General features: G+C 64.9%; 21 protein-coding genes and 1 pseudogene. 2 read left to right on the forward strand and 20 right to left on the reverse strand.

Going from position 1 to position 26,722, the window contains the following annotated elements:
- The 16 genes and pseudogenes from Q0687_RS06870 to Q0687_RS06945 form a co-directional block, all read right to left on the reverse strand.
- A pseudogene (locus Q0687_RS06870) lies at positions 1-453 on the reverse strand (hypothetical protein); the annotation flags it as partial.
- Positions 450-1,331, reverse strand: a complete 882-nt coding sequence (locus tag Q0687_RS06875; protein ID WP_298873763.1) for a MoxR family ATPase — start codon at positions 1,329-1,331, stop codon at positions 450-452. The gene Q0687_RS06875 and the pseudogene Q0687_RS06870, both read right to left, overlap by 4 nt.
- A gap of 12 nt (positions 1,332-1,343) precedes the next feature.
- Positions 1,344-2,366 carry a molybdopterin cofactor-binding domain-containing protein gene (locus tag Q0687_RS06880; RefSeq protein ID WP_128952609.1) on the reverse strand — a complete coding sequence of 341 codons (1,023 nt, stop codon included), beginning with the start codon at positions 2,364-2,366 and terminating at the stop codon, positions 1,344-1,346.
- On the reverse strand, positions 2,367-3,962 hold the full coding sequence (locus Q0687_RS06885) for a molybdopterin cofactor-binding domain-containing protein (RefSeq protein ID WP_298873764.1): 1,596 nt from the start codon (positions 3,960-3,962) through the stop codon (positions 2,367-2,369).
- Positions 3,963-3,972: 10 nt separating this feature from the next.
- Positions 3,973-4,449, reverse strand: a complete 477-nt coding sequence (locus tag Q0687_RS06890) for a (2Fe-2S)-binding protein (protein WP_209958648.1) — start codon at positions 4,447-4,449, stop codon at positions 3,973-3,975.
- Positions 4,450-4,454: 5 nt separating this feature from the next.
- A complete protein-coding gene (locus Q0687_RS06895) occupies positions 4,455-5,273 on the reverse strand; it encodes an FAD binding domain-containing protein (RefSeq protein WP_298873766.1) in 819 nt (272 codons plus the stop codon).
- Positions 5,274-5,717, reverse strand: coding sequence for an SRPBCC family protein (locus Q0687_RS06900; protein WP_041748964.1), 444 nt, complete (start codon positions 5,715-5,717; stop codon positions 5,274-5,276). It abuts the gene before it with no gap.
- Positions 5,718-5,722: 5 nt separating this feature from the next.
- Positions 5,723-6,160, reverse strand: a complete 438-nt coding sequence (locus tag Q0687_RS06905; protein WP_015686997.1) for an SRPBCC family protein — start codon at positions 6,158-6,160, stop codon at positions 5,723-5,725.
- A gap of 10 nt (positions 6,161-6,170) precedes the next feature.
- Positions 6,171-9,077, reverse strand: a complete 2,907-nt coding sequence (locus tag Q0687_RS06910) for a flotillin family protein (RefSeq protein WP_298873778.1) — start codon at positions 9,075-9,077, stop codon at positions 6,171-6,173.
- 27 nt (positions 9,078-9,104) lie between these two features.
- The gene (locus Q0687_RS06915) at positions 9,105-9,938 is read right to left on the reverse strand and encodes a phosphoenolpyruvate hydrolase family protein (RefSeq protein WP_298873779.1); all 834 of its coding nucleotides are present in this window, start codon (positions 9,936-9,938) and stop codon (positions 9,105-9,107) included.
- A 3-nt stretch (positions 9,939-9,941) separates the two neighbouring features.
- Positions 9,942-12,161, reverse strand: coding sequence for an ABC transporter permease (locus tag Q0687_RS06920; protein ID WP_298873781.1), 2,220 nt, complete (start codon positions 12,159-12,161; stop codon positions 9,942-9,944).
- Positions 12,154-12,936 carry an ABC transporter ATP-binding protein gene (locus Q0687_RS06925; protein WP_298873783.1) on the reverse strand — a complete coding sequence of 261 codons (783 nt, stop codon included), beginning with the start codon at positions 12,934-12,936 and terminating at the stop codon, positions 12,154-12,156. The genes Q0687_RS06920 and Q0687_RS06925 overlap by 8 nt, the downstream gene beginning before the upstream one ends.
- Complete coding sequence (locus Q0687_RS06930) at positions 12,929-14,017, reverse strand: branched-chain amino acid ABC transporter permease (RefSeq protein ID WP_298873785.1); 1,089 nt, start codon at positions 14,015-14,017, stop codon at positions 12,929-12,931. Before Q0687_RS06930 ends, Q0687_RS06925 begins: the two co-directional genes overlap by 8 nt.
- A 1-nt stretch (position 14,018) precedes the next feature.
- The gene (locus tag Q0687_RS06935; protein WP_298873787.1) at positions 14,019-15,029 is read right to left on the reverse strand and encodes a branched-chain amino acid ABC transporter permease; all 1,011 of its coding nucleotides are present in this window, start codon (positions 15,027-15,029) and stop codon (positions 14,019-14,021) included.
- Between the two features lie 198 nt (positions 15,030-15,227).
- Complete coding sequence (locus Q0687_RS06940) at positions 15,228-16,055, reverse strand: AraC family transcriptional regulator (protein WP_298873789.1); 828 nt, start codon at positions 16,053-16,055, stop codon at positions 15,228-15,230.
- Between the two features lie 126 nt (positions 16,056-16,181).
- Entirely contained in the window at positions 16,182-17,432 is a 1,251-nt protein-coding gene (locus Q0687_RS06945; RefSeq protein ID WP_298873791.1) for an ABC transporter substrate-binding protein, read from the reverse strand.
- 374 nt (positions 17,433-17,806) lie between these two features.
- On the opposite strand from Q0687_RS06945, the gene Q0687_RS06950 reads away from it, so the two are divergent.
- Positions 17,807-19,966, forward strand: a complete 2,160-nt coding sequence (locus Q0687_RS06950) for an exonuclease domain-containing protein (RefSeq protein ID WP_298873793.1) — start codon at positions 17,807-17,809, stop codon at positions 19,964-19,966.
- Between the two features lie 16 nt (positions 19,967-19,982).
- Here Q0687_RS06950 and dinB read toward each other — a convergent pair whose 3' ends face one another.
- The 4 genes from dinB to Q0687_RS06970 form a co-directional block, all read right to left on the reverse strand.
- The gene (gene dinB, locus Q0687_RS06955) at positions 19,983-21,083 is read right to left on the reverse strand and encodes a DNA polymerase IV (protein WP_298873795.1); all 1,101 of its coding nucleotides are present in this window, start codon (positions 21,081-21,083) and stop codon (positions 19,983-19,985) included.
- Positions 21,084-21,149: 66 nt separating this feature from the next.
- On the reverse strand, positions 21,150-22,211 hold the full coding sequence (locus Q0687_RS06960; RefSeq protein ID WP_298873797.1) for an ABC transporter ATP-binding protein: 1,062 nt from the start codon (positions 22,209-22,211) through the stop codon (positions 21,150-21,152).
- An 8-nt stretch (positions 22,212-22,219) separates the two neighbouring features.
- Positions 22,220-24,400: an iron ABC transporter permease gene (locus Q0687_RS06965; RefSeq protein ID WP_298873799.1), complete on the reverse strand. Its 2,181-nt coding sequence runs from the start codon at positions 24,398-24,400 to the stop codon at positions 22,220-22,222.
- A 22-nt stretch (positions 24,401-24,422) separates the two neighbouring features.
- Positions 24,423-25,364 carry an ABC transporter substrate-binding protein gene (locus tag Q0687_RS06970; RefSeq protein ID WP_298873930.1) on the reverse strand — a complete coding sequence of 314 codons (942 nt, stop codon included), beginning with the start codon at positions 25,362-25,364 and terminating at the stop codon, positions 24,423-24,425.
- A gap of 740 nt (positions 25,365-26,104) precedes the next feature.
- Between Q0687_RS06970 and Q0687_RS06975 the strand changes: the two genes are divergently transcribed.
- Positions 26,105-26,539 carry a VOC family protein gene (locus Q0687_RS06975; protein ID WP_298873801.1) on the forward strand — a complete coding sequence of 145 codons (435 nt, stop codon included), beginning with the start codon at positions 26,105-26,107 and terminating at the stop codon, positions 26,537-26,539.
- Positions 26,540-26,722 lie beyond the last annotated feature (183 nt).

Raw genomic sequence — 26,722 nt, forward strand, 5'->3', positions numbered from 1 at the left:
CAGGCGCCGCGGGGCCTCGCGCGCCAGGCGGCGCAGCGCATTATTGGTGGAAGCTTGCGCGAAGTGCCGCTCGACCAGGGCCTCGGTGCGGGTCGCGGTCAGGCCGGATTCGTTCGCCTCGTCGGAGAAAAGCGGCTCCTCGTCGCCGCGGCCTTCCTCCTGGAGCCGCACGGTCTCGTCATCCTCGCCGTCATCGGCATGCTCGATCGCCTCGCTGCCGCGGAAGTGAAGGTCGAACAGGCGATCAAAGGTGACGCGGCGTTCGGGCGGCGGGGCCAAGGTGGCCAGTGCTGCCTGCCTGATGTCTGCAAGGCCGCGCGGGCCGAGCAGCTCGATCGCAGTGAGGAACGCGGTGGTCTGCTCCGGCGCGACGGCAAAGGCGTTGGCGCGCAGCAGGGCGACGAAGGAGACGAAGATCCGCGCCGCCTGCGGCAGTTGAAGCTCGGTGCTCATGCGATGGCCTCAGCGAGCATCGCGTCGAGCCGGGGGGAGATGAAGTGCAAATCCTCCTCGTCCTTCAGCGCGACGCCGATCGAGCGCTTGAACGCGTCGGGCCAGCGTGCACCACCTTTGTTGAGCAACGTCGCGGCCTCGGCCCAATCGACCGCCTCGGCTATTCCAGGCGCCTTGCTCAGCGGCTCGCGCCTGAGCTTGCCGACCGCCGCGACCACAGCGCGCGCAGTGGCTTCGGCGACGCTGGAGGCCCGCAGCATCACAATCCGCGCCTCGCGCTCTTCCGTGGGATAGTCGATCCAGTGATAGACGCAGCGGCGGCGTAACGCTTCGTGCAAATCGCGCGTCCGGTTCGACGTCAGCACGACCACGGGCCGCTCGGCGGCGCGCACCGTGCCGCGCTCGGGAATCGAGATCTGGAAGTCGGACAGGAATTCCAGCAGGAAGGCCTCGAACTCCTGGTCGGCGCGGTCGATTTCGTCGATCAGGAGCACGGTGGAATCAGGCGCACGCAACGTGGCCAGCATCGGCCGCTCGATCAGGAACGTCTCGCCATAGATGTCGATGCTCTCGTCGCCGGCCTGGCGGATCGCCAGCATCTGGCGCGGGTAGTTCCACTCGTAGAGGGCGGCAGAGGCGTCGATGCCCTCATAGCATTGCAGGCGGATCAGCCTGCGGCCGAGCACGGCGGCGATCGCCTTTGCCGCTTCCGTCTTGCCGACGCCCGGCGCGCCCTCCAGCAGCAACGGCTTGCCAAGCGCAAGGCCCAGATAGGCCGCGGTCGCAAGGCCCTCGTCGGCGAGGTAATAGGCCGCGCGCAGCGCTTTCTCCAGCGCCTCAGGGCTGTCGATGCCGACGATGTTGCTGCGGACCGCCATGAACCAGTACCTCTAGCGCCGCGCCTGCGGCCGCGCGCCGCCCTGGGCCTTGATCGCGCGCAGCACCTTTTCCGGGGTGATCGGCAGATCGTCGATGCGGACTCCGACGGCGTTGAAGATCGCATTCGCCACCGCCGGGAGCACCGGATTGGCGCACATCTCGCCCGGACCCTTGGCACCGAACGGACCGTCCGGAGCAGGGCGCTCCAGCACCGCAATATCGTGCGGGCAGATGTCGCCGGGGCCCGGCATCAGATATTCGACGAAATCGCGCGGGCCATGCACGGGTTCGGGATAGTACGGCTCTGGCGTCTCATACAGCGCGTGGCTGACGCCCATCCAGGCGCCGCCGACGAGCTGCTGCTCGACCAGGCGTGGGTTGAGCGCGCGGCCGAGCTCGTAGGCAGAATCCATCCGCACCATCGCGACTTCGCCGGTCTCGTCGTCGACATCGACCTCGGCGACGAGACACGCGTGGGCGTAGCAGGTCGCCGGCGACATCTCGCCGGTCTCCGGATTCACCTCGGAGAGCGGCACCAGGAAGATGCCGCGGCCGGAGATGGTCTTGCCCTGCTTGAACTGGGCGGCGATCGCGACGTCCTTGGTCGAGATCGAGCGGTGCGGCGCGCCCTTGACGTGGATGTTGCCCCGCCCATCCGTTTCGAGGTCGGCGGCGTTGACTTCCAGCTCCTCGGCGGCCGCTTCCATCATGACGCCACGCGCCTCGCGCGCCGCGGCCATCACGGCGTTGCCGACGCGGTGGGTGCCGCGCGAGGCGAACGAGCCCATGCAATGCGGGCCGGTATCGGAATCGGCCGTGTCGACATAGACGTCCTCGACCGGCACGCCCAGCGTTTCGGCGCAGATCTGCCGCGTCACCGACTTCATGCCCTGTCCCAGGTCGATCGACGACAGCGCCACGGTGAATTTGCCGCTCGGGTTGGAATGCACCAGCGCCTGGCTGGGATCGCCGCCGAGATTCATGCCGATGGGATAGTTGATCGACGCGATGCCGCGTCCGCGATGCCGGGTCATCTAGCGCCTCCTGGTGCCGAAGACGGAGGAGAAACGGGTCGCGCCATGCGATGGCGCCGCCGGTCGCGGCGAGGGCGGTGGCGGAGCCGGTGGTGGCGGCTCGCGCGGCGGTTCGCGGGTAACGGTCGGCGGCAGGCGATCATAGCTGGTGCGCTGTTGCACCGGAGATGTGGGTCTTACGCGCGACGAATCCGTTGGCGTCGGCGGGATCACGGCGCGGTTGCCGCCGCCGTCCTTGCGCGAGGACGCCCGCTTGAACTCCTCACGAAGCGGCCATTTCGCCTTTTCGGCCGCGACCTGCACGCATTCGATCAGCGCCGTATTCTTGGCCTCGCGCCGGTGCGCCTTCATGTCCCCGTCGCGATAGGCGTTGAGGATCCGGAACTCCATCGGGTCCATGTTGATGAGATGCGCCAGCTTGTCCATCTGGCACTCGATGGCAAAGTCCATCGCGGTGACGCCGAAACCGCGCATCGCGGTCGCCGGCGTGCGGTTGGTGAAGACGCAATAGACGTCGCCATAGACGTTCGGGATTGTGTAGGGCCCCGGCAGATGCGCGGCGCATTTCACGGCGGCGTAGCTCGACAGGCGCGTATAGGCACCGCTGTCGAAATAGGCGAGGATCTTGCGCGCGACGACGCGGCCGTCACGCATCACGCCGTCCTTGATGTAGATGCGCTCGGCGCCGCGCGGCGGGCCGTATTGCATCTCTTCCTCGCGGCCGAACACGTAGCGCACGGGCTTTCCGGTCAGCATCGCGCCGAGAATGGCGAGCGGCTCGGTCAGCGTATCCACCTTGCCGCCGAAGCCGCCGCCGACCGTGCCGCCGATGAAATGGAAAGTGTTGGAGGGGACGTCCAGGATCTTGGCGCAGGTGTCGACCGAGAAGAACAGCGCCTGAGTCGAAGTGTAGACGACGTAGCGGCCATTGGTGTCTGGCGCTGCGATGGCGCCATTGGTCTCGGTCGGCGCATGCTCGATCGGCGACATCTGATAGCGCTGCTCCAGCACGTGGTCCGCGGTGGCCAGTGCTGCATCGGCGTCGCCGAAGCGTAATTGTTGGCGATCGTAGGTCTCATGATAGGTGAACGTGTTCTTCGGGTAGGTCTCGTTGACAACAGGCGCACCGGGCTTCAGTGCATCCTCGACGTCGAACACGGCCGGCAACGGCTCGTAGTCGATCCTGACCTTGGCGATTGCCTCAAAGGCCTCGCGCTCACTGTCGGCGACGATCGCGACAACAGGCTCGCCCTTGTAACGGACCTTGTCGACGGCCAGCGACGGCTCGTCGTCCTTGCCGAAATTGATCAGGCTGAGCAGCGTGTTGAGATTGACCGGTACATCAGCGCCCCTGATGATCCGGCGCACGCCGGCCGAGCGCTCGGCCTCCGACGTGTCGATGCGACGAATGCGTGCGTGGGACTGCGTCGAGCGCACGACTTTCAGATGCAGCATGCCCTGCAGCTTGTGGTCGTTGAAATAGCTCGACGTGCCCGTGACGTGGCCGAGCATGTCCTGCCGCTGCGTGCCCTTGCCGATTTCCTTCAGATTGTCGTCGCGCTCGTCGGCGAAGATGTCCTTGCGCAGTTCCAGCATGGCGACGTCCTTAAGCGCTGACCCGGCCGCCGGCGGCGGCGAGGATGGCATTGATGATCGGCTCATAGCCGGTGCAGCGGCAGATGTTGCCCGAGATGGCCTCGATGACCTCGTCACGGCTCGGCGACGGATTGCGGTCGAGCAGGGCCTTTGCAGCCATCAGCATGCCTGGGGTGCAATATCCGCACTGGGCGGCAAAATTGTCGGCGAAGGCACGCTGCAGCGGATGCAGGTTCGGGCCCTGCTTCATGCCGTCCAGCGTCTCGATGGAACGACCTGCCACTGTTTCGGCCAGCGTCAGGCAGGAGAGGTGAAGCTCGCCGTCGATCAACACGCTGCATGTGCCGCAGCCGCCCTGGCCGCAGCCGAATTTCGGCGTCATGTCGCCGATCAGCTCGCGCAGCGCGACCAGGAGATTGGTGCCGCCATCGACGAAGATCGCGACGTCGCGGCCGTTGTGACGAAATTGCAGGGGGATCTTGGACATGCAGTCTATTCCTGTCCTGACAGCAGGCGGCGCAGATGCACGCCGACGATCTCGCGGCGATACCAGGCGCTGCCGAGCGCGTTGTCGGATGGGGATGTTCCCTCGGTGGCGGCCGATGCGGCGGCCGCGATGGTCGCCGCATCCAGCGAACGCCCCTCCAGTGCCCGTTCGGCGGCGCGAGCACGAATTTGCGTCGGTGCCATCGAGCCCAACGCGATCCGCGCGCCTGCGATCCGGCCGCCCGAGATCGGCAGATGCGCGGCCAGCGTGATGACCGAGCCGCCCTTCGGCTTGATACGGGCGATCTTGCGATAGCGGAACGCCTCGGTGCTTACAGGCCGGGTACAGGAGATCGACAAGACCAAGGTTCCGGCTTGTCGCTCACGCGCCTGCAGAAATTCCTCGATCGGGATGTCGCGCGCACCAAAGCCGCCTGCGACGGCGACAGTGGCGTCGAGCGCTAGCAGCGCGACGGTGAAATCACCGTATGGATTTGGTGCAAAGAGATTGCCGCCGACGGTCCCCATGTTGCGCACGGCAGGGCCGCCGATCGAGCGGGCAGGGGCATGCAGGAAGCCAAGGTCACGCTCGGCCAAGACACGCGCGAAGGTGACGCCGGCTCCGATCGTCACGCGTGGGCCCGATGCGTCGATGCGCGCCAGTGCCTGATCCTCGGCGCGCACCACCGTCGAGATCGAGACGTCGCCCTCGTTCAGCGCCCGCATCACCAGCGTGCCCCCGCCGAGGTAGCGGGCGGTGCGATCGGATGACAGCGCCCCGGCCGCCTCGCTGGCGCTGGCAAAAGTCTTCACTGTTACGGCCATCTAGGCGGCCTCCTTGAGATGCCGGCGGATTGCTTCGAACCCGGCCTGATAAATGTCTTCTGCGACCATGTGGGTGATGCGATCGCGGTCTTCCGGCCTGGTCGTGAAGCGCGACTCCCAATGCCAGAAGGTGCGATCGCCATCGGTGACCGGCAGCAGGCGGACATGGGCGACGTAGTTGAACATCGGGATCGGGGTATCCAGCAGGCAATAGCTGAAGCTCTGTTCGAGGTCGGACAGTGCCAGCAATTGCTCGCGCAGCTCGGCTCCGTCCTTGAGCTTGAACCGCCTGATGCAGCCGATCTTGTCGGAGGAATGCGCGCGCTCGATCGAGGAGGTCGCGACCGCCGGATGCCAGCGGTCGTGCCCGTTGAAGTCGCGCAGCATCGCCCACGCCGCATCGGTCGGCGCGTCCAGGATCGTGCTTTTGACGATATGCGGCACGGATCTCAACCTCCGAACACGCGCTTGAGGGCATCGAACCCGCCCTGGAACACGCCGCCGCCGATATTGCCGACCAGCTCGGTCTCCCGCTCCGGTGCGCAGTCGAACTCGGCGGTCCATTCCACGAAGGTCTGGTCGCCGTCGGTGACCGGCGTCAGGCGCAAGGTCGCGACGTAGTTCTCGACGCCCATCGGGGATTCCAGGATCGAATAGGTGCAGAACATATCGTAGTCGGAGAGGCCCAAGAGCTTCTCGCGGATGCGGTCGCCATTGCGCAGGCGAAAGTCGCGCACGCATCCGATCTTGTCCGAGGGCTCGCCACCCTCGATGCGGCTTTCGGCAATCGCGGGGTGCCAGTTCGGCAAGCCGTTGAAGTCCCGTACGCGCGCCCAGACGCGGTCGTTGCGCGCATTGACGACGGTGGAAACGTAGACGCGGGGCATGGCTTAGACCTCAGCTCTTCTTCCGCGGACTGCGGTCGGCCGGTGGTTCGCCGCCGCCCTCGGCCGCGGGCGGGGAGGCCGCCGGCTTGTCGCCGCCACCACCGCCCTTGCGCGCAGATTCCTTAATGCCCTGCATGTCGCGGGCTTCCCGGATCAGGCCCGGCATTTTTGAGAGATTTCCGCCCTCGACGCCAATGTCGGCGAGGAGGGAGTCGATCAGCGGAGCCTGCACGCGGTAACGCAGGGCCGAGTCGATCACCTCGTCGGTCGCGCTGCGGCCACCATTGCCACCGCCGCCATTGCCGTTGAGGCCGTCGACCTGGAGGATGCGGATACCCTCGATCTTCTCCATCGGCTTGACGCTCTCGCGCACGATGCCCTCGATACGGTCGAGCAGCTTTCGCCGGAACAGCGAATAGCGCGCCTGATCGGTGAGCACGTTCTCGGCCTCGTTCAGCATCCGCTGCGCTTCTGCCTCGACGGCAGCGCGGACGCGTTCCGCTTCGGCGGCGATCCGCGTTTCCTCGGCCTGTTTTTCGGCGAGCAGCACCTCGACCGTCTTGCGGCGTTTTGCGATCTCGCTTTCGCGCGCGGTGATGACGCGCTCGGCGGCTTCCGTCGCGCGTATACGGGCCTCTTCAGCGGCAGCGCGTGCGGCCGATTCTTCGAGCGACTTCTGATGGATCGCGATCGCCTTTTCCATCAGCACTGTCTCGACCTCCTTCTCGCGGTTCACTTCAAGCTTGCGCAGCTCGCGCTCGCGGCCGATGCGGGCCTCGTCGAGGCCACGGTCGGAGGCGATGCGGGCGCGCTCAACTTCCTCGCGGGAGACAATCTCGGCCTCCTGGAGCGATTGCACCCGGGCGACCTCGAGCTGCTCGATCGCGCGGCGGCGCTCGAGGCGGGCGGCTTCGAGCGCCTGCTCGCGCGAGACGTCGGTGGTCTCCACCTCCTTGCGGGCGACGATCTCGGCCTGGCGAACCTGGCGGTCGGCATCGATCCGTTCGGACTTCTTGGCGGAGAGGGCGATCACGCGGTCCTCGTCCGCGAGCTCGATCGCCTTCTTCTGCTCGATATTGAGCACCTCGCGCTTCTTGGACGAGGTGATCCGCTCGGCCTCCAGTGCGAGATCGACCGTGATGCGCTGGCGCTCGATGGCATCGCGTCGCTTCAGCTCGGCCGCTTCCAGCACGCCGGTCCGCTCGATCTCCAGGGAACGCGTGTCGCGTTCGGCCTGGATGCGTTCGGCCGCGACCGCCTTCTCCTGGGCGATACGGGCCGCCTCGATCGCTTCGCGGGAGGCGATATCGGCTTCCTCGACGGCGCGGTTGCGCGCGATCTCCAGCGAGCGGACGCGCTCTTCCTGGGCGATGCGCGAGGCCTCGGTGGTCTCCCGTGCCGCGATGCCGGCGACTTCGAGGCTCTGGTTGCGCTCGATCTCAAGCTGCCGCGTGCTCTGTTCGGCGGCAATGCGTTCGGCGGCGAGCGTCCGCTCACGAGCGATCCGGGCAGCTTCGACCGCACGCTGCGCCTCGATCTCGGCCTCCTGGATCGTGCGCACCTGTTGGATCTCCAGAGCGCGGGTGCGCTCGTCCGAGGAGATGCGCTCGACATTGACGATCAAGGTCTGGGCGATGCGGGCCTTTTCCGTGGCTTCGCGGGCGGCGATTTCGGCCTCGTCGACGGCGCGGGTGCGCTCGATCTCGCGCCGCCGCGTTTCCTCCTCATTGGCGATGCGGGCGTCGGTGACGACGCGATCCTGCTGGATCCGGGCCTTCTCGATCGCCTCGCGGGCGGCGATCTCGGCTTCCTCGACGGTGCGCATCCGCTCGATCTCGCGCTGGCGGACCTCGCGTTCGCTGGCGATCCGCGTCGTGTCGATCGAGCGCTGGTTGGCGATGCGGGTCTTCTCGATCTCCTCGCGCGCCAGCAGTTCCTTCTCCTCGATGGTGCGTGTGCGCTCGATCTCCTTCTGACGGGTCTCGCGCTCGGAGGCGATGCGGGCTTCCGCAATCGCCTGCTCGTTGGCGATCCGGGATCGCTCGATGGCTTCGCTCGCCGAGATCTGCGCCTGTTCGGCCTCGGTCTCGCGCAGCGCGCGCTCGCGGGCAACTTCGGTGCGCTGAAGCGCGCGGCGCATTTCGATGTCGCGTTCCTGCTCCAGCCGTGCGGTCTCGCTCTCGCGCTCGATTTCGAGCGCCTGTCGCTCGGCCTCCAGGTTGCGCGTGCGGATCTTGATCATCGAGTCCTGCTCGATGTCGTTGCGCAGCTTGCGCCTCGCCTCGATGTCTTCCATCAGTTTGGTCAGGCCCTCGGCGTCGAACCGGTTCGATGGATTGAAGAATTCGAGATCAGTCTGGTCGAGATCGGTGATCGCCACGGATTCGAGTTCGAGCCCGTTCTGGGCGAGGGCTTCCGCCGCATTGGTCTTGACGCGCGCGACGTAGTCGCCGCGACGTTCATGCATCTCTTCGAGGGTCATTTCGGATGCGACCGAGCGGATCGCGGAAATGAATTTGCCGGCCAGTAGCGCATGGAGCTGTTCCGGCTCCATGGTGCGGCGACCGAGCGTTGCTGCTGCGATCGAGACGGCTTCGCGGGTGGCCTGGACCCGGACATAAAAGTCAGCCTCGATGTCGACGCGCATGCGGTCGCGGGTGATCACCGCGTCCTGCCGCGAACGCACGATGCCCATCGGCAACACATTCATGTTCACAGGCGTGTAATCGTGAATGAAGGGCAGCACGAAGGCGCCGCCGTTGATCACCACACGTTCGCCGAGGAAGCCGGTCCGGACAAACGACACCTCCTTGGAGGAGCGGTGGTAGAGCCAGTTGACGATGTAGACGCCAACCACGATCACGATGATGGCGACGATCAGCCAGAGGATGAGCTCGCCGACCAGGATCCCTGACATGTTTCCCTCCCTCAATCCTAAAAGGCGTTACGGCGCGCCGATGGCCTTGAATTTGCGGACCTGCTCCGTCAACGCCCGCTCCACCGGCAACCGCTCCATCGAGGAGGCGCCGTAGAAGCCGTGGCAGTAACGCGTGTTCTTCATGATGAAATCTGCGTCGGCGGGATCCGCGATCGGGCCGCCATGGGCGAGCACCAGGATGTCAGGGTTGACGCTGAGCGCGGCCGCGGCCCAGGTGTCGATGCGCGCAGGGCAGTCCTTCAGCTTGGGCGCGGTCTGCGCGCCGATCGTACCGCCGGTGGTGAGGCCGAGATGGCAGACGATGATGTCGGCACCGGCGATCGCCATCGCCGCCGCTTCCTTCTCGCTGAACACATAGGGCGTCGTCAGCAGATCCTTCTCGCGCGCCTTCGCAATCATGTCGATCTCGAGCGCGTAGGACATGCCGGTCTCTTCGAGATTGGCCCGGAAGATGCCGTCGATCAGGCCGACGGTCGGGAAGTTCTGCACGCCGGCAAAGCCGAGGGCCTTGAGCTGGTCGAGGAACACATCCATGTCGCGGAACGGATCGGTGCCGTTCACGCCGGCGAGCACTGGCGTCCTGCTCACGACGGGCAGCACTTCGCCGGCCATTTCCACCACGATGGCGTTGGCATCGCCATACGGCATCAGCCCGGCAAGCGAGCCGCGGCCGGCCATGCGATAGCGGCCGGAATTGTAGATCACGATGAGGTCGACGCCGCCGGCCTCTTCGCATTTGGCCGACAGGCCGGTGCCGGCGCCGCCGCCGACGATCGGCTCGCCGCGCTTCGCCATCTCGCGAAACCGCTTCAGGAGTGCTGCGCGTTCAAACCGGGCCATCGGTCACCTCGCTACTCTCCGGCGTGCCCCGGCGCGTCCGAACAGGGTTCGGAAGGCGCTCACGATGATCGAGGCGAACTCGGGATCGTTGATGTTCTGCTTGACGCGAATGAGTTGCCGGTTGCCGGTCGCACGCACCGTGCGCTCCAGCGTCCGGAACAGGGCCGCGTCCGCCTCGGGGTCCCAGAATGGTTGGCCGCGGGCATCGAGCGCGGAAACGCCACCCTCTGGCAGGAAGAAGCGCACCGGCCCGTCCATCTGGTTCAGCCGTTCGCCGATCCAGCGGCCCATGCGCTCGTTCTCTTCCGCGGTCGTGCGCATCAGCGTCACCTGCGGATTGTGGACGTGGAATTTGCGGCCGCGATAGCGCTCGGGGATGGTGTCGGGCGAGCCGAAATTGACCATGTCGAGCGCGCCGACCGAGCCGACATAGGGCAGGCGGGTGCGGATCACAGCGCCGAAGCGATCCTCCGTCGCCGGAAACACGCCGCCCATCAGGAGGTCGCAGATCTCGGTGGTGGTGAGATCGATCACGCCGGCAAGTTGGCCTGAATCGACGAGCTTCTCCATCGAGCGGCCACCGACGCCGGTGGCGTGGAAGACCAGGCACTCGAAATCGTCGCGCAGGTCGGCTGCGATCTTTTGCACTGCCGGCGTGGTGACGCCGAACATGGTGATGCCGATCGACGGCAGCCCCGCGCTTGCCGCGCGCTCCCTGTCGTCGCGCTGGTCGAGCCGCGCCTTGACCATGCCGACGATGGCGTTGGCGCCATTCGACAGCACCGCGCGCGAGATCGAATTGAGGCCCTGCACGTCGGTGACCGAGTACATCATGGTGATGTCGGCAGGACCGACATAGGGCGCGACGTCGCCCGAGGCGACTGAAGAGATGATCAATTTGGGCACCCCAACGGGGAGGGTACGCATGGCGGGGGCGACCAGCGATGCCGCGCCCGAGCCGCCGGCAGAAATCACGCCGGCGACGTTGCCTTGGCGCTTGATCCAGTTGGCAAACGCCTCCGCCATCGCCGTCACGGCGGCGCCGCGGTCCGGGCCAAACACGGCGGAACCGCCGCGGCCATGGTTCAGCGCGATCTCCTGCGCGGAGACGTCGCAAGTCGCGTGCTTGCCGCTGGTGGAGACGTCGACCAGCCGCGTGCGCAGCCCAGCCTCGGCGGTGATGTCGCGGATGAAGCGCAGCTCCGTGCCCTTGGTGTCGAGCGTTCCGACCACCAGAACCGCCGGCGGGCCCGAGGTCTGCGCCGCCGTCGCCGGCTCACGCTTGCGGCGTGCGGTCTCGTCGAGGCGCGAAACCTGTGTCGACAGCGTGCGCGCCGCCGCTTCGATGCGTCCGATCGGCACCGGCTGTGACCAGCGCGTCGGCGGGGTGGGGTTGGAGATATAGATCCGGACCGGGCCGCCGGCCCGCGCGGGCTGACCGGCGGGCTTTGTTTCGCCGCCGGCATTCGGCACGTCGATCTCAGGCTCCAGCTCGGCATGAAGTCCGACGCCGAGCAGGCGCTGCTGCAGCTCGCGGTCGGCGGACAACCGCGCGGAATCGATGATGCGGTTGATGCGGCCGTTGACCATGATCGCGACATTGCGCGAGATCGCGGTGGCGACGCCGATATTCTGCTCGATCACGAGCACGGACATGTCGCCGTCCTCGCCGAGCTGGAGCAGCATTTCCTCGACCTGGGCGACGATGACGGGCGCAAGCCCTTCGGTCGGCTCGTCCATGATGAGGAGTTGCGGATTGGTCAGCAATGCGCGCGAGATCGCGAGCATCTGCTGCTCGCCGCCCGAGAGCTGGCCGCCGCCGTGGTCCTTGCGCTCGGCGAGCCGCGGAAAGGTGTCGTAGATGCGCTCGACTGTCCAGGCGCCCGAGCGCATTCCGCCGGCGAGTCGCAGATGTTCGTCGACGCTCAGCGAGCGCCAGAGACGACGGCCTTGCGGCACGTAGCCGACGCCGAGCCGCGCGATCTGCGCCGGCGGTCGGCGCGTGATGTCCTCGCCGCGAACCCGGATCGAGCCGCCGCTGACCGGCACCAGACCCATGATCGCCTTGCACAGCGTGGTCTTGCCCATGCCGTTGCGACCGACCACCGAGAACACGCCGGCATCGAGGGTGAGGTCCACACCCTGCAGCGCGTGCGAATGGCCGTAATAGACGTCGAGGCCACGGACCTCGAGTGCGACGGGGGAGCGGCGGACATCATTCATGGCCGCCTCCTAGGTAAAGCTCCTGAACCTCGGGGTCGGACTGGATCTCCTCCGGCAGGCCTTCCTTGAAGATGCGGCCGTTGTGCATCATCGTCACGCTCTCGACGACGCGCAACGCGACATCCATGTCGTGCTCGATGATGATGTAGCCGATATGCGCCGGCAGAGAGGTCAGGATCTCGACCAGCTCGGCGCGTTCGGTCGGCGACAGGCCGGCGGCCGGTTCGTCGAACAGCACGAAGCGGGGGGCACCTGCGAGCGCCAGCGCGATCTCGAGCTGGCGCTGCTGGCCGTGCGCGAGCTCGGCGACGCGCTGGTCTTTCACGGCGGTCAGATGCACGGCTTGCACTAGGCCATCGGCCGCATGCATCAGCGCATCGTTCTGGGTGGGCCGCAGGAAGGAGAAACGTCCGCGCGAGACGCCGCGACAGGCAAGGTAGACGTTGTCCTGCACGGTAAGGCCGGGGAACAGCGCGGAGATCTGGTAGGTCCGCCTGAGGCCGCGGCGAATGCGCTCATAGGGCGGGAAGTGGGTGACGTCCTCGCCGAAGAAGCGGATCGTGCCTGATGTCGGTGGGAAGTCGCCGGTGATGCAGTTGAACAGCGTGGTCTTGCCGGCGCCGTTGGAGCCGAGCACGGCGCGCCGTTCGCCGGGGCGCACGGTGATGGTGACGTCGGTCAGCGCCGCCAGCGCGCCGAACAATCGCGTCACGCCGCGCAGCTCGAGCGCTGCGCCGGCACCGACCGCGGAGAGGCGCTGGGCGACGCTATCCATGGCCGCGCCCTCCGCCCGGGCGATCCGACTGCGGCCGATGGCTCTGCCGCCAGCGCTGCCACAGGCCGATCACGCCATCCGACGACCAGAACACGATGGCGAGGAAGCCGAGGCCGATCAGCAGCCGGAAACGGTTGCCGTCGAGCCCGATCTTGACCAGGAAGTCGAGCGCGAAGGTGCGCAGGAGCACGAACACCAGCGCGCCGATATAGGGACCGATCGGCCGGGTGATGCCGCCAACGATAGCGATGATGAGGATGTCGATGCAGGCGCCAACGCTGACCGAACCCGGCGAGATCTGGCGATAGTTCCAGACCTGCAGCACACCGGCGAGGCCCGCGATGAAAGACGCGACCGCATAGGCGGCGACGCGGTGGGCGTTGACGTTGAAGCCGAGCGCCGCCATGCGGCGAGGGTTGTCGCGCACACCCTGCAGCGCAAGGCCGAACGGCGCGCAGGAGATGTAGTCGACGGCGAAATAGCACAGTGCGGCGACTGCGAGCACGACGTAGTAGAAGGGGATATCGGATCGCCAGTCGACGCCCCAGAAATGCGGCGTCGCGACGTTGTTGATGCCGGTGTGGCCGTTGAAGATCGCCCAGTTCTGGTTGGTGAAGTAATAGAACGCCGCTCCGATGGCGAGCGTGATCATGATGGTGTAAATGCCTTCAGTCCGCACCGCGAGCGCGCCGCCGAGCGTGCCGAAGATGGTCGCAAGCGTCAGCGCCATCGGCACTGCGAGCCACCACGGCCAGCCCAGGCTGATATTGGCATTGCCGCTGACGCCGAACACCGCGACCATGTAGGCACAGAAGCCCGCGATGGTGAGCTGCATCAAGCTGACCATGCCGCCATAGCCGGCCAGGAACATCAGGCTCAGCGCGATGGTGCCGAGCATCAGCGTGGTCGCGAAAATCTCGATCAGGAAGAAGCCGTTGGCGATCAGCGGCATGATCAGGAGGATCACGGCGACGATCCAGGCTGCGGGATTATTCAGATCGGGCCAGCCACGTGCAACCCGCCGCTGCGCTGATGAGGCGGGGCTGCGAACCTGAATGCGCGCATCGTGGGTGACGGACATGTCAGCGCCTCGCCAGCAGGCCCTGCGGCCGAAGCGCCAGCACCAGCACCATGATCAGGAAGGTCACGACGATGGCGTAGGTCGGGATGTAGACCGAGCCGAGCTGCTCGGCGAGCCCGATGATGAGTGCGCCGAGTGCGGCACCGGGGATCGAGCCCATGCCGCCGACGATCACGACCACGAGGGACGCGAGCAGGAAGCGGATGTCCTCGCCGGGCGACAGGGACTGGAAGGTGCCGCCGACCACGCCCGCGATACCGGCAAGGCCGGCGCCGAGCGCGAACACCAGCACGAACACGATCTGGATGCGCACGCCGGTCGCGGCGAGAATGTCGCGGTCGTCGACGCCGGCGCGAATGATCATGCCGATCCGGGTGCGGTTGAGCGCGAGCCACATCGCGATGCCGATGATCACGGAGGCCAGGAAGATCACCAGCCGCACCAGCGGATAGCGCAAGTAAACCGGCTCGCCGGAGGACTTCACCGCGGTGATCAGCGGCAACTCGATCGGGCCGATCAGCCAGTTCGGGGTCTGGATCTGGTAGAAGTCGCCGCCGCAGGCCCACAGCATCAAATCGGCGAACACGATCGAGAGGCCGATGGTCACCATGGTTTGCCTGAGATCCTGGCCCTCCATGCGGCGGAACACGAGCACCTGAAGCAGCACGCCGACCAGCGCCGTCAGGATGAAAGCGACGATGAAGGCGAGGATCCACGATCCGGTCGAGGCGCTGATGGCGTAGCCGACATAGCCGCCGAACAGATAGAGCGAGCCGTGCGCGAGGTTGACGTTGCGCATCAGGCCGAAGATCAGCGTGAAGCCGCTGGCGACCAGGAAATAGAGGCCGCCGAGCGTGATGCCATTGAACAACGCGTTGAGGAACACCCGCTTGCGGCCGATCGCGTCCTCAAGCCCGGGCGGCCAGACCGCGAAAATCAGCCACAACGACACGGCGACTGCGATGATGATGATCAGTGCCCAGGCCGGATGGCGCTCGATAAAGCGGGTCATGGCGTCACCTCGCTCCGCTTGCGATGGTCGCCATCACACCTCGGATACAGGTCAGACAGCCCTGTGCAGGCTGCGTACCTCGCCATGGACGTGCGTCCTCCCCGGACTTAAGCGATCCTCTTGCCGGGATCGCGTTACGCCCATCCTAGTGGGGCGGCGCGAGAGGCACTTGATCGTGAGTATCTTTTCGCGCGTCCGTCAGCCGCGCAAAACCTTGGCGGCGCGGCGATAATCGGTCGGTGCCATCCCGACATTGGCGGCAAAGAAGCGGGTGAAGCCGCTCTGAGAGGAGAAGCCGAGGTCGAACCCGATGTCGGCGATCGGCGCCTCGCTCGCCACCAGCGCCTCCAGCGCCTGCTCCATCATCAGCGTGTTGAGATAGAGGTGTGGCGTGACACCGGTCTGGGTACGGAACAGCCGATAGAAATGCGGCCGCGACAGGCCGGATTCGCGTGCGATGGTGTCGAGCTCGATTTCCGCGCCGGGGCTCTCCGACATCATCTTGATGCATTTGCGGACGCGAAAATCGGTGATGGAGCCGTTTGCGCGCAGATCGGGCGCGGTCTCGGCCTGCTGCCAGCTTTCGTCGTAGCAGATATCGATGAGCCGCCGGAGCTCGCCATCGAGGCTGTTGAGTGAAGGTGCGCCGCACACAAGGGCGGCCGCGTGCCTGATGTGCTTGTCGAGCGCGGGCGATCGCGCGAACCGGGTGCGGCCGAAGCGGAAGCGGTCGGCGCCGGGCGCATCGGGTGCGAACCATTCCGCATTGACATAGAGCACGAAGAAGACCGCGCCGCCGTCGAGGTCCGACGGCAGGAAATTATGCGGTTCCCACGGATTGACCGCGACGACAGAGCTTTCGCTGAGATCGTAGCGTCCGTCGTTGACGTCGATGCATGCGGAACGCCCGCCGACATGGAAGATCAAATGACCTTCGCGATGCGCGTGGATATTGAAGGGGCGGTTCAACTGATAGACCGTCGCCCGGCCGAAACGGCCGTGGAAGACGGCGAGCGCCCGGCTCATGCCTTCCCTCCCAGAAGCTTTTGTTTTTTGTAGCGTTCAACAACCGGGGAGAGAATGCAAGAGTACGCGTGTCGCGCCTCTGCAAATCTCTCCCCGGCCAGTCATCGCGTCGCTGATGCGACTACGTCAGTACTTCTTACATTCCGGTACTGTACGACTGGGCAAACCGATCTTGGCGAACACCGCGGGGTCGTAGCCCAGCGTCTGGTTCACGTTCGGGATCACCTTCACGACCTTCGAGAACAGCGCTCCCTTGCCGTCATCGACCACTTCGGTGACGAAGTTGGTGCCGATCGCCTGGCGGTTGGCGTCGAGCTTGATCTTGCCGTTGGGCGCATCGAGTTCGATCTTGGCCAGCGCCGCCTTGTACTTGGACTGGTTGTCGCTGAGATCGCCATTGACCTGACGCAGCGCCAAAATCAGCGCCATGGTCGAGCCGTAATAGTTGGTGGCGAGCAGCGACGGGCTCGGGAAGCGCTTGTTCGGCGGGAAGGCGTCCTGATAATCCTTCACGAACTTCTGCCAACCCGGATCCTCCCAGGTGTCGGCTTGGCCGCTGGCAGCCAGCGTGCCGACCAGCGCCTGCTTGGCATTGCCCTTGGACGACAGGATGGTCTGGTCGATCATGATCGAGCCGCCCATCAGATGCGCCTTGCCGCCGGCCTGCTGGTACTGGTTGAGGAAGTTGACGGCGTCGGCGCCGCCGAGGCCGAGATAGATGGCATCGACGTCGTCGGGCAGGGCGGCGATGACCGAGGCAAAGTCCTTGGTGCCGAGCGGCACCCATTGCCGGTTGGTGACCTGTCCGCCTGCGCCGCAGAATTCGAGCACGAGGCCGAACACCTGGGTGTAGATGAACGAGTAGTCCTCGCCGACGGTCGCAATCTTGCGATAGCCCTTAGTCTCATAGGCATATTTGCCGAGGCCGACCTGCCACTGCGCGCCGTCCATATTGTAGCGGAAGAAGTTCGGGGCCGGATCGACATAGGTCGTCTCCTGCGCGCCGGAGGCTGCGTTGATGAAGGTCAGCTCCGGATGGGTCTTTGCGAAGTTCTTGACTGCAATACCCTCGTCGCCCGAGAGCGGGGACAACAGGATCTGCACCTTGTCCTGCTCGATCAGCTTGCGCACGGCGCGCACAGCCGAGTCCGGTGTCGCGTCGGTCGAAGCGATGACGAATTCGAGCTCCTTGTCACCGACCTTCTTGCCGAGCACGTTCAGTGCGGTCTGGAAGCCGCGAATGCCGTCCTCGCCGAGCACGGTGTAGGTGCCTTCGAGGGTCGCGGTGACACCGACCTTGATCTTCTCCTGTGCGAAAGCGGTGCCCGACAATAGCAGGCTGCTCAACGCAATCAGTCCTAGACTGCCTTTCAACATTGCTCTCCTCCCTGTGGTGTTCTTGTCGCTGTTTTTTCCACCGCGTCCTGGCGTCCACCGCGCAGCGCGGTGTGTTGGCAAGGCGAGCGGATGGTCGACGGTTTGTTGGAACGGAGGCTAACCGAACTCGGATCAAGCGCACGCGGCGAAGCCCTGTGCCGCTTAACAGGCAGTCTCATTTTGAATGGTGCGTCGCAAATCGTTCTGAGGTGTACCTCAAGAAACGGAGCGGTTGTGGGACGCGTGGGATCGCGGTGTTCTGCGCTTGACACTGTCAGGCGAAAAGAACAGAAGTCGAACGTGGACATCAGGGAATCACGCGGAACTTCGACCAGAGCGGGATCGCGCTACGCCGCGCCGAGGGCGACGCGCGGATGACGCTGCCTGTCCTGCCGGTCTACTATTATCACGACCACTTCACAGAGATGCTGAGCTTCGTTTGCGAGACCTATGCTCCGGTGCTGACCGAAAAGCACCGCGCGTTCGTCGCTCGCTTCGCGTCGCTGTCCAAGGACGCCCAGTGCCTGTTCATCAGGATGGTCAACCGGAACGGCACGGTCTTCAACCCATCCACCTTCAAATATGCCGAGATCGCGGACCCCGTCGGCGCGCTGGGCGAGCTTGGCATTGCCGGACATGTTCGAGGCCTGACTGAACAGGACTACGCCGCGTTCCTGGCGTGCCTTGCAAAGCCTGTTCTGTTCGACGGCGCCAGGGCGGCCGGCATGAGCGACGTCAGGGCCTCGTGGCCCAAGGCCAAATTGTCGGAATATTGTCTGGCCAATCTGTCGTTCGGTACGGCGTTCCAGCACTGCGGTGGCGGGGCCTTCATCGCGCTCGGCGACACTGAGCCGCTGGAATTTCTGCTTTATCTCTATTTCGGCAAGACAGAGGACAACCTCAAGAATTTTGCGCTGCGCGATCTCGGCATCCTGCGCACCAACGATCAGGCGGATTTCAGCGCCCGGTTTGCCGACGCGGATGAGGCGAGGGCTTGCTTCCATTACGCGCGGCTGCTGCGCCGGCTCGAGGCCAAATCCGACGAGGTCTATCGCAACTCCGTTGCCGACATTCTCGGCGGTCCTGTCTGCCCGACGGATTACGCCATCGATCTGCGCAGCCGCGCGGCCCACAAAGCGGGTCTGCACTTCGAGAAGAAGGGTGAGGCCGCGCTCGCGGTCCAGCTCTATCGCGCCGGCGCCTCGGCCGAATGCAACGAGCGTCTCGCCCGGCTGCATTATGCGGAAGGCGACAGGGAGGCCGCGGAAGAATTGCTGCGGCGGATGATCGATGATCCCGCCAGCGACGACGAGTTCGTCTTCGCCAGCGACTTCTATGCGCGCAAGTTCGATGGACGACGGACCGGATTGTGCACCGAGCTGCTGCGGGCAGGACGAACGCTCCGGGTCGACGATACCTGGCGCGGCAACCCGGAGGCCGGGATCGCGGGCGTGCTGCGCCGACAGGGCCTTGAAGTCTTCTACGCCGAAAACACGCTCTGGCACTGCCTGTTCGGGCTGCTGTTCTGGGACGAGCTGTTCGAATCCGGACAGCTGCACAGCGGCTTCGATTGGATGCCGCACGCCCTGAAGGACAGAACCTTTGCGCAGATGTTCTCGTCCCAGATCCAAATGAAGCTGGCGGCCGTCGCCTCGGGCGCCGCGCTTCCCCAGATCCTGCGGATCGTTGCCGCGAAATGGGGGAGGCCGAACGGTGTGTTCGCCTGGGACCATGTCGATATGGATGCGCTCCGCGCCCTGCTTGCGGGCGCAAGCGCCGATGGACTTGCCACGATCCTTCGCCTGATGTGCGAGGACTATCGCGCAATGCGCGATGGCTTCCCCGATCTCATGCTCGTGACGAACGGCGTCGTCTCGTTCATGGAAGTGAAGGCCGAGGGCGACGTCATCAGGCGCAACCAGCTGACGCGGCTTCGCCAGCTCGGCAACGCCGGCATCCCTGCGGAGATCGGCCGCGCCGATTTCCGTTTCGATCCGGACCAGGACTATGTCGTCGTGGACATCGGGACATCAGGCGGCTGGACCGGCGGGGATCGCATCACCGAGATCGGCGCCGTCAGGATCCGCAACCACGAGGTCGTGGCGGAGTGGCATTCGCTGATCAATCCGCAGCGCTCGATCCCGGCCAAGATTGTCGCGTTGACCGGCATCACCAACGAGATGGTGCGCAACGCGCCGTTGTTCGCGGAAGTCGCTGATAGCTTCATGCAGTTCATGGGCGACGGTGTTTTCGTCGCTCACAACGTCAATTTCGACTACGGCTTCATCGCCGCGGAATACGAGCGCCTCGACCGCCGTTTCCGATTTCCAAAGCTCTGCACCTGCGCGAGCATGCGCAGGCACTACCCCGGCCACAAGTCCTACGGGCTCGGCAAGCTCACCCGAGCCTACAATATCGAACTGAAGGACCACCACCGCGCGCTATGCGACGCCCGCGCGGCTGCGCATCTGCTCAACCTGATCAATGCAAAGCGCGACGAGGGCAACGCAAGGGCAGAAGAGATTGCAGCCTGATCGCGGTCGCTCCGGATCAGATGCCGAAGGTCAGTTGCGGCTCCGCATCGTCTCCGTCCTGTAGCGACGACAGCGAGACGCCCAGGAGCCTGACCCGTTTGGGCAGAGGCATCTCGAGCTCGAGCAGGCCGCAGGCGAGGCGCTCGAGTTCGCCCCGGCCTGCGACCGGCGCAGCCACGGACCTGCTGCGCGTGATGATCTCGAAGTCGGCAAACTTGATCTTCAAGGTCACGGTGCGGCCCCGGCTGCCTGACGTCTCGCAGTGGCGCCAGACCTTGTCAACGAGGGGGCGAAGCTCGCTGGCCAGCGCGTTGAAATCGGAAAGATCAGCCGAGAACGTGGTCTCGGCCCCGATCGACTTGCGAATCCGGTTGGCCCGCACCGGCCGTTCGTCGACGCCGCGCGAGATCCAGTAGTAATAGGCGCCCGACTTGCCGAAATTCGCGTTCATGAATTCGAGCGTCTGGTTGCGGATGTCGAGACCGGTGAACAGGCCGAGCGCGTTCATCTTTGCACTCGTTGCAGGTCCGATGCCGTGGAACTTTCCGACGGGCAGCGTCTCCACGAAAGCGGCCCCCATCTCGGGCGAAATCACGAACTGGCCGTTGGGCTTGCGGTGATCGGAGGCGAGTTTGGCCAGGAACTTGTTGTAGGAGATGCCCGCCGAAGCGTTGAGGCCGGTCTCGGCCTTGATCTTCTCGCGGATCCGCAGCGCGACGTCACGGGCAAGCGGGATGCCTTGCAGGTTTTCCGTCACGTCGAGATAGGCCTCGTCGAGGGACAGCGGCTCGATGATGTCGGTATGCTCGGCAAAGATCTCGCGGATCTGGCGGCTGATCGCCTTGTAGACCTCAAAGCGGGGTTTCACGAAAATAAGGTCGGGACATTGCCGCTTCGCGGTGACCGACGGCATCGCGGACCGAACGCCGAATTTGCGCGCCTCATAGCTCGCGGCAGCAACCACGCCGCGCTCGGCCGAACCACCGACAGCGACGGGCTTGCCGCGCAGCTCGGGATTGTCGCGCTGTTCCACGGATGCGTAAAAGGCATCCATGTCGATATGGATGATCTTGCGAACGCGTGTCGCGTCGTCTTCCATGGCCTCGGAGTCGCTCATGCGCGGATGATACAATCGTGCCGGCGGAATCGCGAGGTGCGCGTGCGGCAGCACGGGGTTCGCGCGTCAGCGAACGAGAGCGATATTTTGCTGGGCGAACGAGAGCTTGATCGCCGCACCTTCAGCCGGAATCTCATCGGTCTGCCGGCTGATGACGAAAAGCTCGCCGATCGGCGTTGCGACGATCATCTCGACGTGATCACCGAGGTACGAGGATTTCCTCACCGTTCCGGCAAGGCCATCGCCGAGCATGATGCCATGGGGCCGGATGGCGGCTTTCGCCGGCCCTGGCGGGAGGCCGCGCGCCGGAAGCGTCAGGCGGAGAGGGCCCAACGAGACCTGCGCCTGCCCCTCATGGACCGCCTCGATCGTGACTTCCACGAGATTGGCGTCGCCGATGAAATCAGCGACGAAGCTGTTCGCCGGGGCCTCATAAAGCTCGCGGGGCGAGCCCTGCTGCGCGATCTTCGCATTCGACATCACGATGATGCGGTCGGAGACCGCGAGCGCCTCCTCCTGGTCATGCGTGACATAGGCGACGGTGAGCTTCAGCGACTGCTGGAGCTCGCGGATTTCCTGCCGCACCCGGCGCCTGAGCTTGGCATCGAGATTGGACAGCGGCTCGTCGAACAGCAGCACCTGCGGCTCCAGCACGAGGGCGCGCGCCACGGCGACGCGCTGCTGCTGGCCGCCGGAGAGCTCGGACGGGTAGCGCTTCTCGAAGCCCTTGAGGCCGACCAAAGCGAGCTTCTCCAGCGCCATGGCCTCGGCTTGCGCCTTGCCCAGGCCCTTCACCGTCGGCCCATAGGCGGCGTTCTCCAGCACGGTCATATGCGGGAACAGCGCATAGGACTGGAACACCATGCTGACGTCGCGGTCCGCGGCCGACAGCCGCGTCACGTCCTTGCCGCCGATCAGGATCTGCCCTTCGCTCGCGATCTCGAGCCCGGCGATCATGCGCAAGGTCGTGGTCTTGCCGCAGCCCGAGGGGCCGAGCAGCGTCACGAGCTCGCCCGCATGAATCGTGAAACTGACATCGTCCACCGCGGTCACCGGGCCGTAGCGCATGCTGACATGGCTGAACTCGACGGAGGCTGGTCCGGACTTGGGCATGGCAGACTTGGGCATGGCAGATCCTAACTGGCGGGCTCGGCGGCCGAGGTCGCGAGCGCGACGGGCCTGCGCCCGAGCTTGCGCTCGCCGACACTGAGCTGGATGAGGGCGATGCCCGCCGCCATGACGACGATCAGCACCGAGGAATAGGCGATGGCAAGGCCGAACTCGCCGGCCTCGACCCGCCCAACGATGTAGGCGGTGGAGAGGTTGTATTCGGCCGAGACGAGAAAGATCACGGCGCTGACCGAGGTGATGCTGCGCACGAAGCTGTAGATCAGGGCCGCGACGAGTGCAGGCTTGAGCAACGGCAGCACCACACGACGCAGCGTCGTGAAGCTACGTGCCCGCAGGGTGGTCGAGGCCTCGTCGAGACTCTTGTCGATCTGGGCGAGCCCCGCAATGCCCGAGCGTATGCCGACGGGCATGTTGCGGAAGACGAAGGCGAGCACGAGGATGAGGCCCGTTCCGGTGATTTCGATCGGCGGCACGTTGAAGGCAAGGATATAGGCGACCCCGAGCACGGTGCCGGGAATGGCGAAGCTCAGCATGGTCGCGAATTCGAGCAGCTGCCGGCCGACGAAGCGTTGCCGCGTGAGCAGATACGCAGTGAGCAGGCCGATCAGCGCCGTCAGGGGTGCCGAGATCGCGGCGACCTTCAGCGTCGTGAACAGGGAGGGCCAGGCTGCGCCCTCGAAGAACAGACCGTGGCTGAAATCGACCGCGAAGCCGGTGCGGTAATGCTCCAGTGTCGGCGTGTGATCGCGGCCCATCGTCTTGACGAAGCCGCCGATCAGGATGACCGCGTAGATCACCGCCGTCAGCACGACCCACGGTATGATCACCATGGCGGAGAGCACGGTGACGACGGTCGGCAGCTTCGCCGGAATCCCGGCATCGCCTTTGCCGGAGACGGTGGTGTAGCTCTTGCTGCCCAGCCAGCGCTGTTGCAGCCAGAAGGCCCCGAGCGTGAAGACGAGCAGCACGATCGACAGCACGGCCGCCATGCCCTGATTGTGCGCGGCACCGACCACTGCAAAGAAGATCTTGGTGGAGAGCACTTCGAAATTGCCGCCGAGCACGAGCGGATTGCCGAAATCGGCCAGGCTCTCGACAAAGCCGAGCAGGAAGGCGTTGGCGAGTCCCGGTCGCAGCAGCGGCCAGGTCACCGAGCGGAACGTCTGCCAATGCCTGGCGCCAAGCGTCTGGGACGCCTCTTCGAGGCTCGGTGCGATGCCCTGGACCACACCCATCAGCACCAGGAAGGCGATCGGCGCGAAGGCAAGCACTTGCGCCAGCAGCACGCCCGGCAGACCGTAGATCCAGCGCGAGCGTGGGATGCCGAACCATTCGGACATCAAGCCGGTGACGACGCCGGAGCGGCCGAACAGCAGGATCAGTGCAAGGCCGATGACGAAGGGCGGCGTGATGATCGGTAGCACCGTCATCGCGCGCATCAGCCGCTTGCCGGGCATCGCCGTGCGCAACACGAGCAGCGCGCAGGCGAGCCCCAGGAGCGTGGTGAGGACGCCGGTCAGCACGCCGAGGACCAGCGTATTCCAGGCAACGCCGCAGGCGATACCGCCGCCGACGCAGCCCAGTCCCCAGATCGTCGGGGAGAGCAGGCGGTCCGCGAATTCGCCCAGCGCCCAGCCGCCAGCGGCGTCGACCAGCGCGCTGCGCAGGATCGTCGCGACCGGCAGGAGGATGAAAAGGCCGATCAGCATCACCACGATGCCGATCGTCGATGTGGTGAAGAGATCGCCGCGACAAAGGCCGCGATAGGCGAGGCCGTGGCAGAGCAGCAGGAGAAGCGAGACTAGCGTCAGCAGCGCGCCGAAGCCCATGCCCGGCTGCGCGGCACCTGCGCCGCCAAGCAGCGCAGCGAGCCAGGGAATGCCTTGCCCAGGCAGCGTCACCGCAAAGCCCTGTGCGAAGAACGCGAGCAGGCCGAACAGCCCGGCGGCGATCAGCGCTGGGCCGCTCCGAGAGGATTCGGCACGGAGGGCGAGGGGCGTCGCCGCGAGCAGCACGATGCCGATCGGCCAGAGCCAGGGCGCTGCGCCCGAGATCGCAAGCGCCAGCGCGGTACCCGCGCGCCCGAACGGATAGCCTGCAAGGTCAAAGCCTTCTGGCAGGTACCAGGGCACGAGCATATAGCCCAACCAGCCGAGCAGCAGGGCAAGCCGTGTCGAAGGGCGCATCCGATATCTCCGCAGCCGGCGGCTATTTCGGTAGCGCCTTGACCTCCTTGTCCCACTTCGTCAGCAGCCGCGTTCGCTCGGCCGATGAGCCGTATTTGACGAAGTCGTAGTTGATCAGCTTCATCTCGCTCATCTTCGGCGCCTGCGGCGGCACCGTCGCGTTCTTGTTGGATGGCACCTGATACGATTTCGCGGGAGCGGCGAGCGCCTGCGCGGCGGGGCTCAGCGCCCAATCGTAGAACTTCTTGGCATTCTCGAGATTGCGTGCGCCCTTGATGATCGACATCGAGCCGATCTCGTAGCCGGTGCCTTCGCAGGGCGCGACCGGCTTGATCGGGTCGCCCTGCACCGCGAAGACCACGGCATCATGGATGAAGACGATGCCGACGGCGGTCTCGCCGAGGCTCGCGGCCTTGGCCGGCGCGGCGCCGGATTTGGTGTACTGGCTGACGTTCTTGTGCAGGGCCTTGAGATAATCGAAGCCCTTGTCCTCGCCCATCAGCTGCACGACCGTGGCGAGCAGGGTGTAGGCGGTGCCGGACGAATTCGGGTCGGCGACCTGCACGTCATCCCTGAGCTTGGGATTGAGCAGGTCGGCCCAGCATTTCGGCTCCGGGATGCCCTTGGCCTTGATCTGTTCGGTGTTGTAGCCGAAGCCGAGCGCGCCGGCATAGATGCCGATCGAGCGCTGCTTCGCCGCTTTCCACTGGTTCAGCGCCCAGTCGTGCAGATCCTTGTTGACGGGGGATTCGTATTCGAGCGTCAGCCCTTCTTCGGCGGCCTGCAGATGCGGGTCGCCGGTGCCGCCCCACCAGATGTCGCCGCGCGGGTTGGAGGCCTCCGCTCTGAGCTGCGCATAGGTTTCGCCGGCGGATTTCCGTGTCATCGAAACCTTGATGCCGGTCTCCTTCTCAAAAGTGGTGGCCATTGCGCGGCACCATTCTTCCTGCACGCCGCAATACATGACGAGCGAGCCCTCGGCCGACGCGGGCCCAACGGCCGCGCCCGCTGCCAGGATCCCGGCACTGAACAGTGCTCTGAAAGTGAAAAATCTCGAAAACATGGCCCACCTCCCCGGAACGAGAACTTGATGTTCTTCGCAATTGGCCGTGACGGTGGCGTCTCTATTGCTCCAAGGCAATAGATATTCTGTCTACTAGGCGTGTATTGGTGGCTAGGTCCGAATTGCCCTCACAAGCGGACATCGACGACATTTGGATGAATGTCCGCGAAGGGCCCAATACCAGACCTTTGGTCACGTAACAGAAATGTCTAGTCCGGCAGGATCGCGGTTGACAAACAGACGAGTCCTATCGTCACCCTCGAACTCGATTGCAATCTCATCAGGACGATGGCGCCAAACAACTCGGACGATTTTCCCCTTCAAGAGCTCAGTTAGCTTCTCGGCCTCTTGCTCTAATTCTGTCATGTGACGTCTCGCTGTTTCTGTACGCTCCACTTAGGGCTACAACCTTGAGCTCCAGTAAGCAAAGGGAAGCAAGTCGTGCCGGCGAAAGGCCGCTTTGGGTCAACAGCGCCCGTTTGATTGGCGCCAGATCACTTCCGGTCTCCCTCGATCAGCAGACCACATCTGAGCCCAGCCGAACTTCGCTGTTGGGCCGGAAGCGGTCTTCAAAGTCGGGAAGACTTCGGAGCCGGGCTTCGCTATACATCGCATACGGACTTCGGAAGGCTAGGCGCACGATGGAAAGTTCAGCAGATAGACTACCGATTGGCGGCTTTGCGCGGCTCGTTCCCGAGCTAGACGTGTTCGACTTAGGAAAGAGCAAGACTTTCTGGTGCGATGTCCTCGGTTTCCAGATTGCATATCAACGACCTGAGAGCGGCTTCATGTATATCGAGCTGCAAGGATCTCAGGTCATGCTCAATCAGCGAAATGGCAACTGGGAAACTGGAGACCTGCAGCGCCCACTAGGGCGCGGGATTAACTTCCAGATGTTCGTTGATTCAGTTGAGCCTTTGCTCGGCGCACTCAAGAGCGCCAATTGGCCTCTTTTCGGGGAGTGTCACGACGCGTGGTACCGTGTTGCAGGAGAGCAGCGCGGCAACAGGCAATTTCTGGTTCAAGATCCGGACGGGTACCTGCTGCGCTTCGCGCAGGATTTGGGAAAGAGATAATTCTCTTCGGAGAGCCTCTTTCTCAGCCTGGTTTGAAAGATGGGATCTGGGCATCCCGTAGAAGGCGGCAATCCTAGCAGGTCCCGTTTGAGCCGCGACCGCTTGGAGTCAATCGCGACGGTTTAGCCCGGTTTCAGTTGGGTCAGGTCTACCCCCGACAGCCGACATATCTTCAGCCGTGCG

The sequence above is a fragment of the uncultured Bradyrhizobium sp. genome (assembly GCF_936928535.1).
GTDB lineage: Bacteria > Pseudomonadota > Alphaproteobacteria > Rhizobiales > Xanthobacteraceae > Bradyrhizobium.

Coding starts and splice junctions, on each gene's coding strand:
- Q0687_RS06910 (WP_298873778.1), bottom strand. CDS start 9,077: ATGTCAGGGATCCTGGTCGGCGAGCTCATCCTCTGGCTGATCGTCGCC.
- Q0687_RS06905 (WP_015686997.1), bottom strand. CDS start 6,160: ATGCCCCGCGTCTACGTTTCCACCGTCGTCAATGCGCGCAACGACCGC.
- Q0687_RS06935 (WP_298873787.1), bottom strand. CDS start 15,029: ATGACCCGCTTTATCGAGCGCCATCCGGCCTGGGCACTGATCATCATC.
- Q0687_RS06890 (WP_209958648.1), bottom strand. CDS start 4,449: ATGTCCAAGATCCCCCTGCAATTTCGTCACAACGGCCGCGACGTCGCG.
- Q0687_RS06930 (WP_298873785.1), bottom strand. CDS start 14,017: ATGTCCGTCACCCACGATGCGCGCATTCAGGTTCGCAGCCCCGCCTCA.
- Q0687_RS06895 (WP_298873766.1), bottom strand. CDS start 5,273: ATGGCCGTAACAGTGAAGACTTTTGCCAGCGCCAGCGAGGCGGCCGGG.
- Q0687_RS06875 (WP_298873763.1), bottom strand. CDS start 1,331: ATGGCGGTCCGCAGCAACATCGTCGGCATCGACAGCCCTGAGGCGCTG.
- Q0687_RS06960 (WP_298873797.1), bottom strand. CDS start 22,211: ATGCCCAAGTCTGCCATGCCCAAGTCCGGACCAGCCTCCGTCGAGTTC.
- Q0687_RS06885 (WP_298873764.1), bottom strand. CDS start 3,962: ATGCTGGAACTGCGCAAGGACATCTTCGCCGACGAGCGCGACGACAAT.
- Q0687_RS06945 (WP_298873791.1), bottom strand. CDS start 17,432: ATGTTGAAAGGCAGTCTAGGACTGATTGCGTTGAGCAGCCTGCTATTG.
- Q0687_RS06975 (WP_298873801.1), top strand. CDS start 26,105: ATGGAAAGTTCAGCAGATAGACTACCGATTGGCGGCTTTGCGCGGCTC.
- Q0687_RS06965 (WP_298873799.1), bottom strand. CDS start 24,400: ATGCGCCCTTCGACACGGCTTGCCCTGCTGCTCGGCTGGTTGGGCTAT.
- Q0687_RS06940 (WP_298873789.1), bottom strand. CDS start 16,055: ATGAGCCGGGCGCTCGCCGTCTTCCACGGCCGTTTCGGCCGGGCGACG.
- Q0687_RS06925 (WP_298873783.1), bottom strand. CDS start 12,936: ATGGATAGCGTCGCCCAGCGCCTCTCCGCGGTCGGTGCCGGCGCAGCG.
- Q0687_RS06880 (WP_128952609.1), bottom strand. CDS start 2,366: ATGACCCGGCATCGCGGACGCGGCATCGCGTCGATCAACTATCCCATC.
- Q0687_RS06950 (WP_298873793.1), top strand. CDS start 17,807: ATGACGCTGCCTGTCCTGCCGGTCTACTATTATCACGACCACTTCACA.
- Q0687_RS06915 (WP_298873779.1), bottom strand. CDS start 9,938: ATGGCCCGGTTTGAACGCGCAGCACTCCTGAAGCGGTTTCGCGAGATG.
- Q0687_RS06920 (WP_298873781.1), bottom strand. CDS start 12,161: ATGAATGATGTCCGCCGCTCCCCCGTCGCACTCGAGGTCCGTGGCCTC.
- dinB (WP_298873795.1), bottom strand. CDS start 21,083: ATGAGCGACTCCGAGGCCATGGAAGACGACGCGACACGCGTTCGCAAG.
- Q0687_RS06970 (WP_298873930.1), bottom strand. CDS start 25,364: ATGTATTGCGGCGTGCAGGAAGAATGGTGCCGCGCAATGGCCACCACT.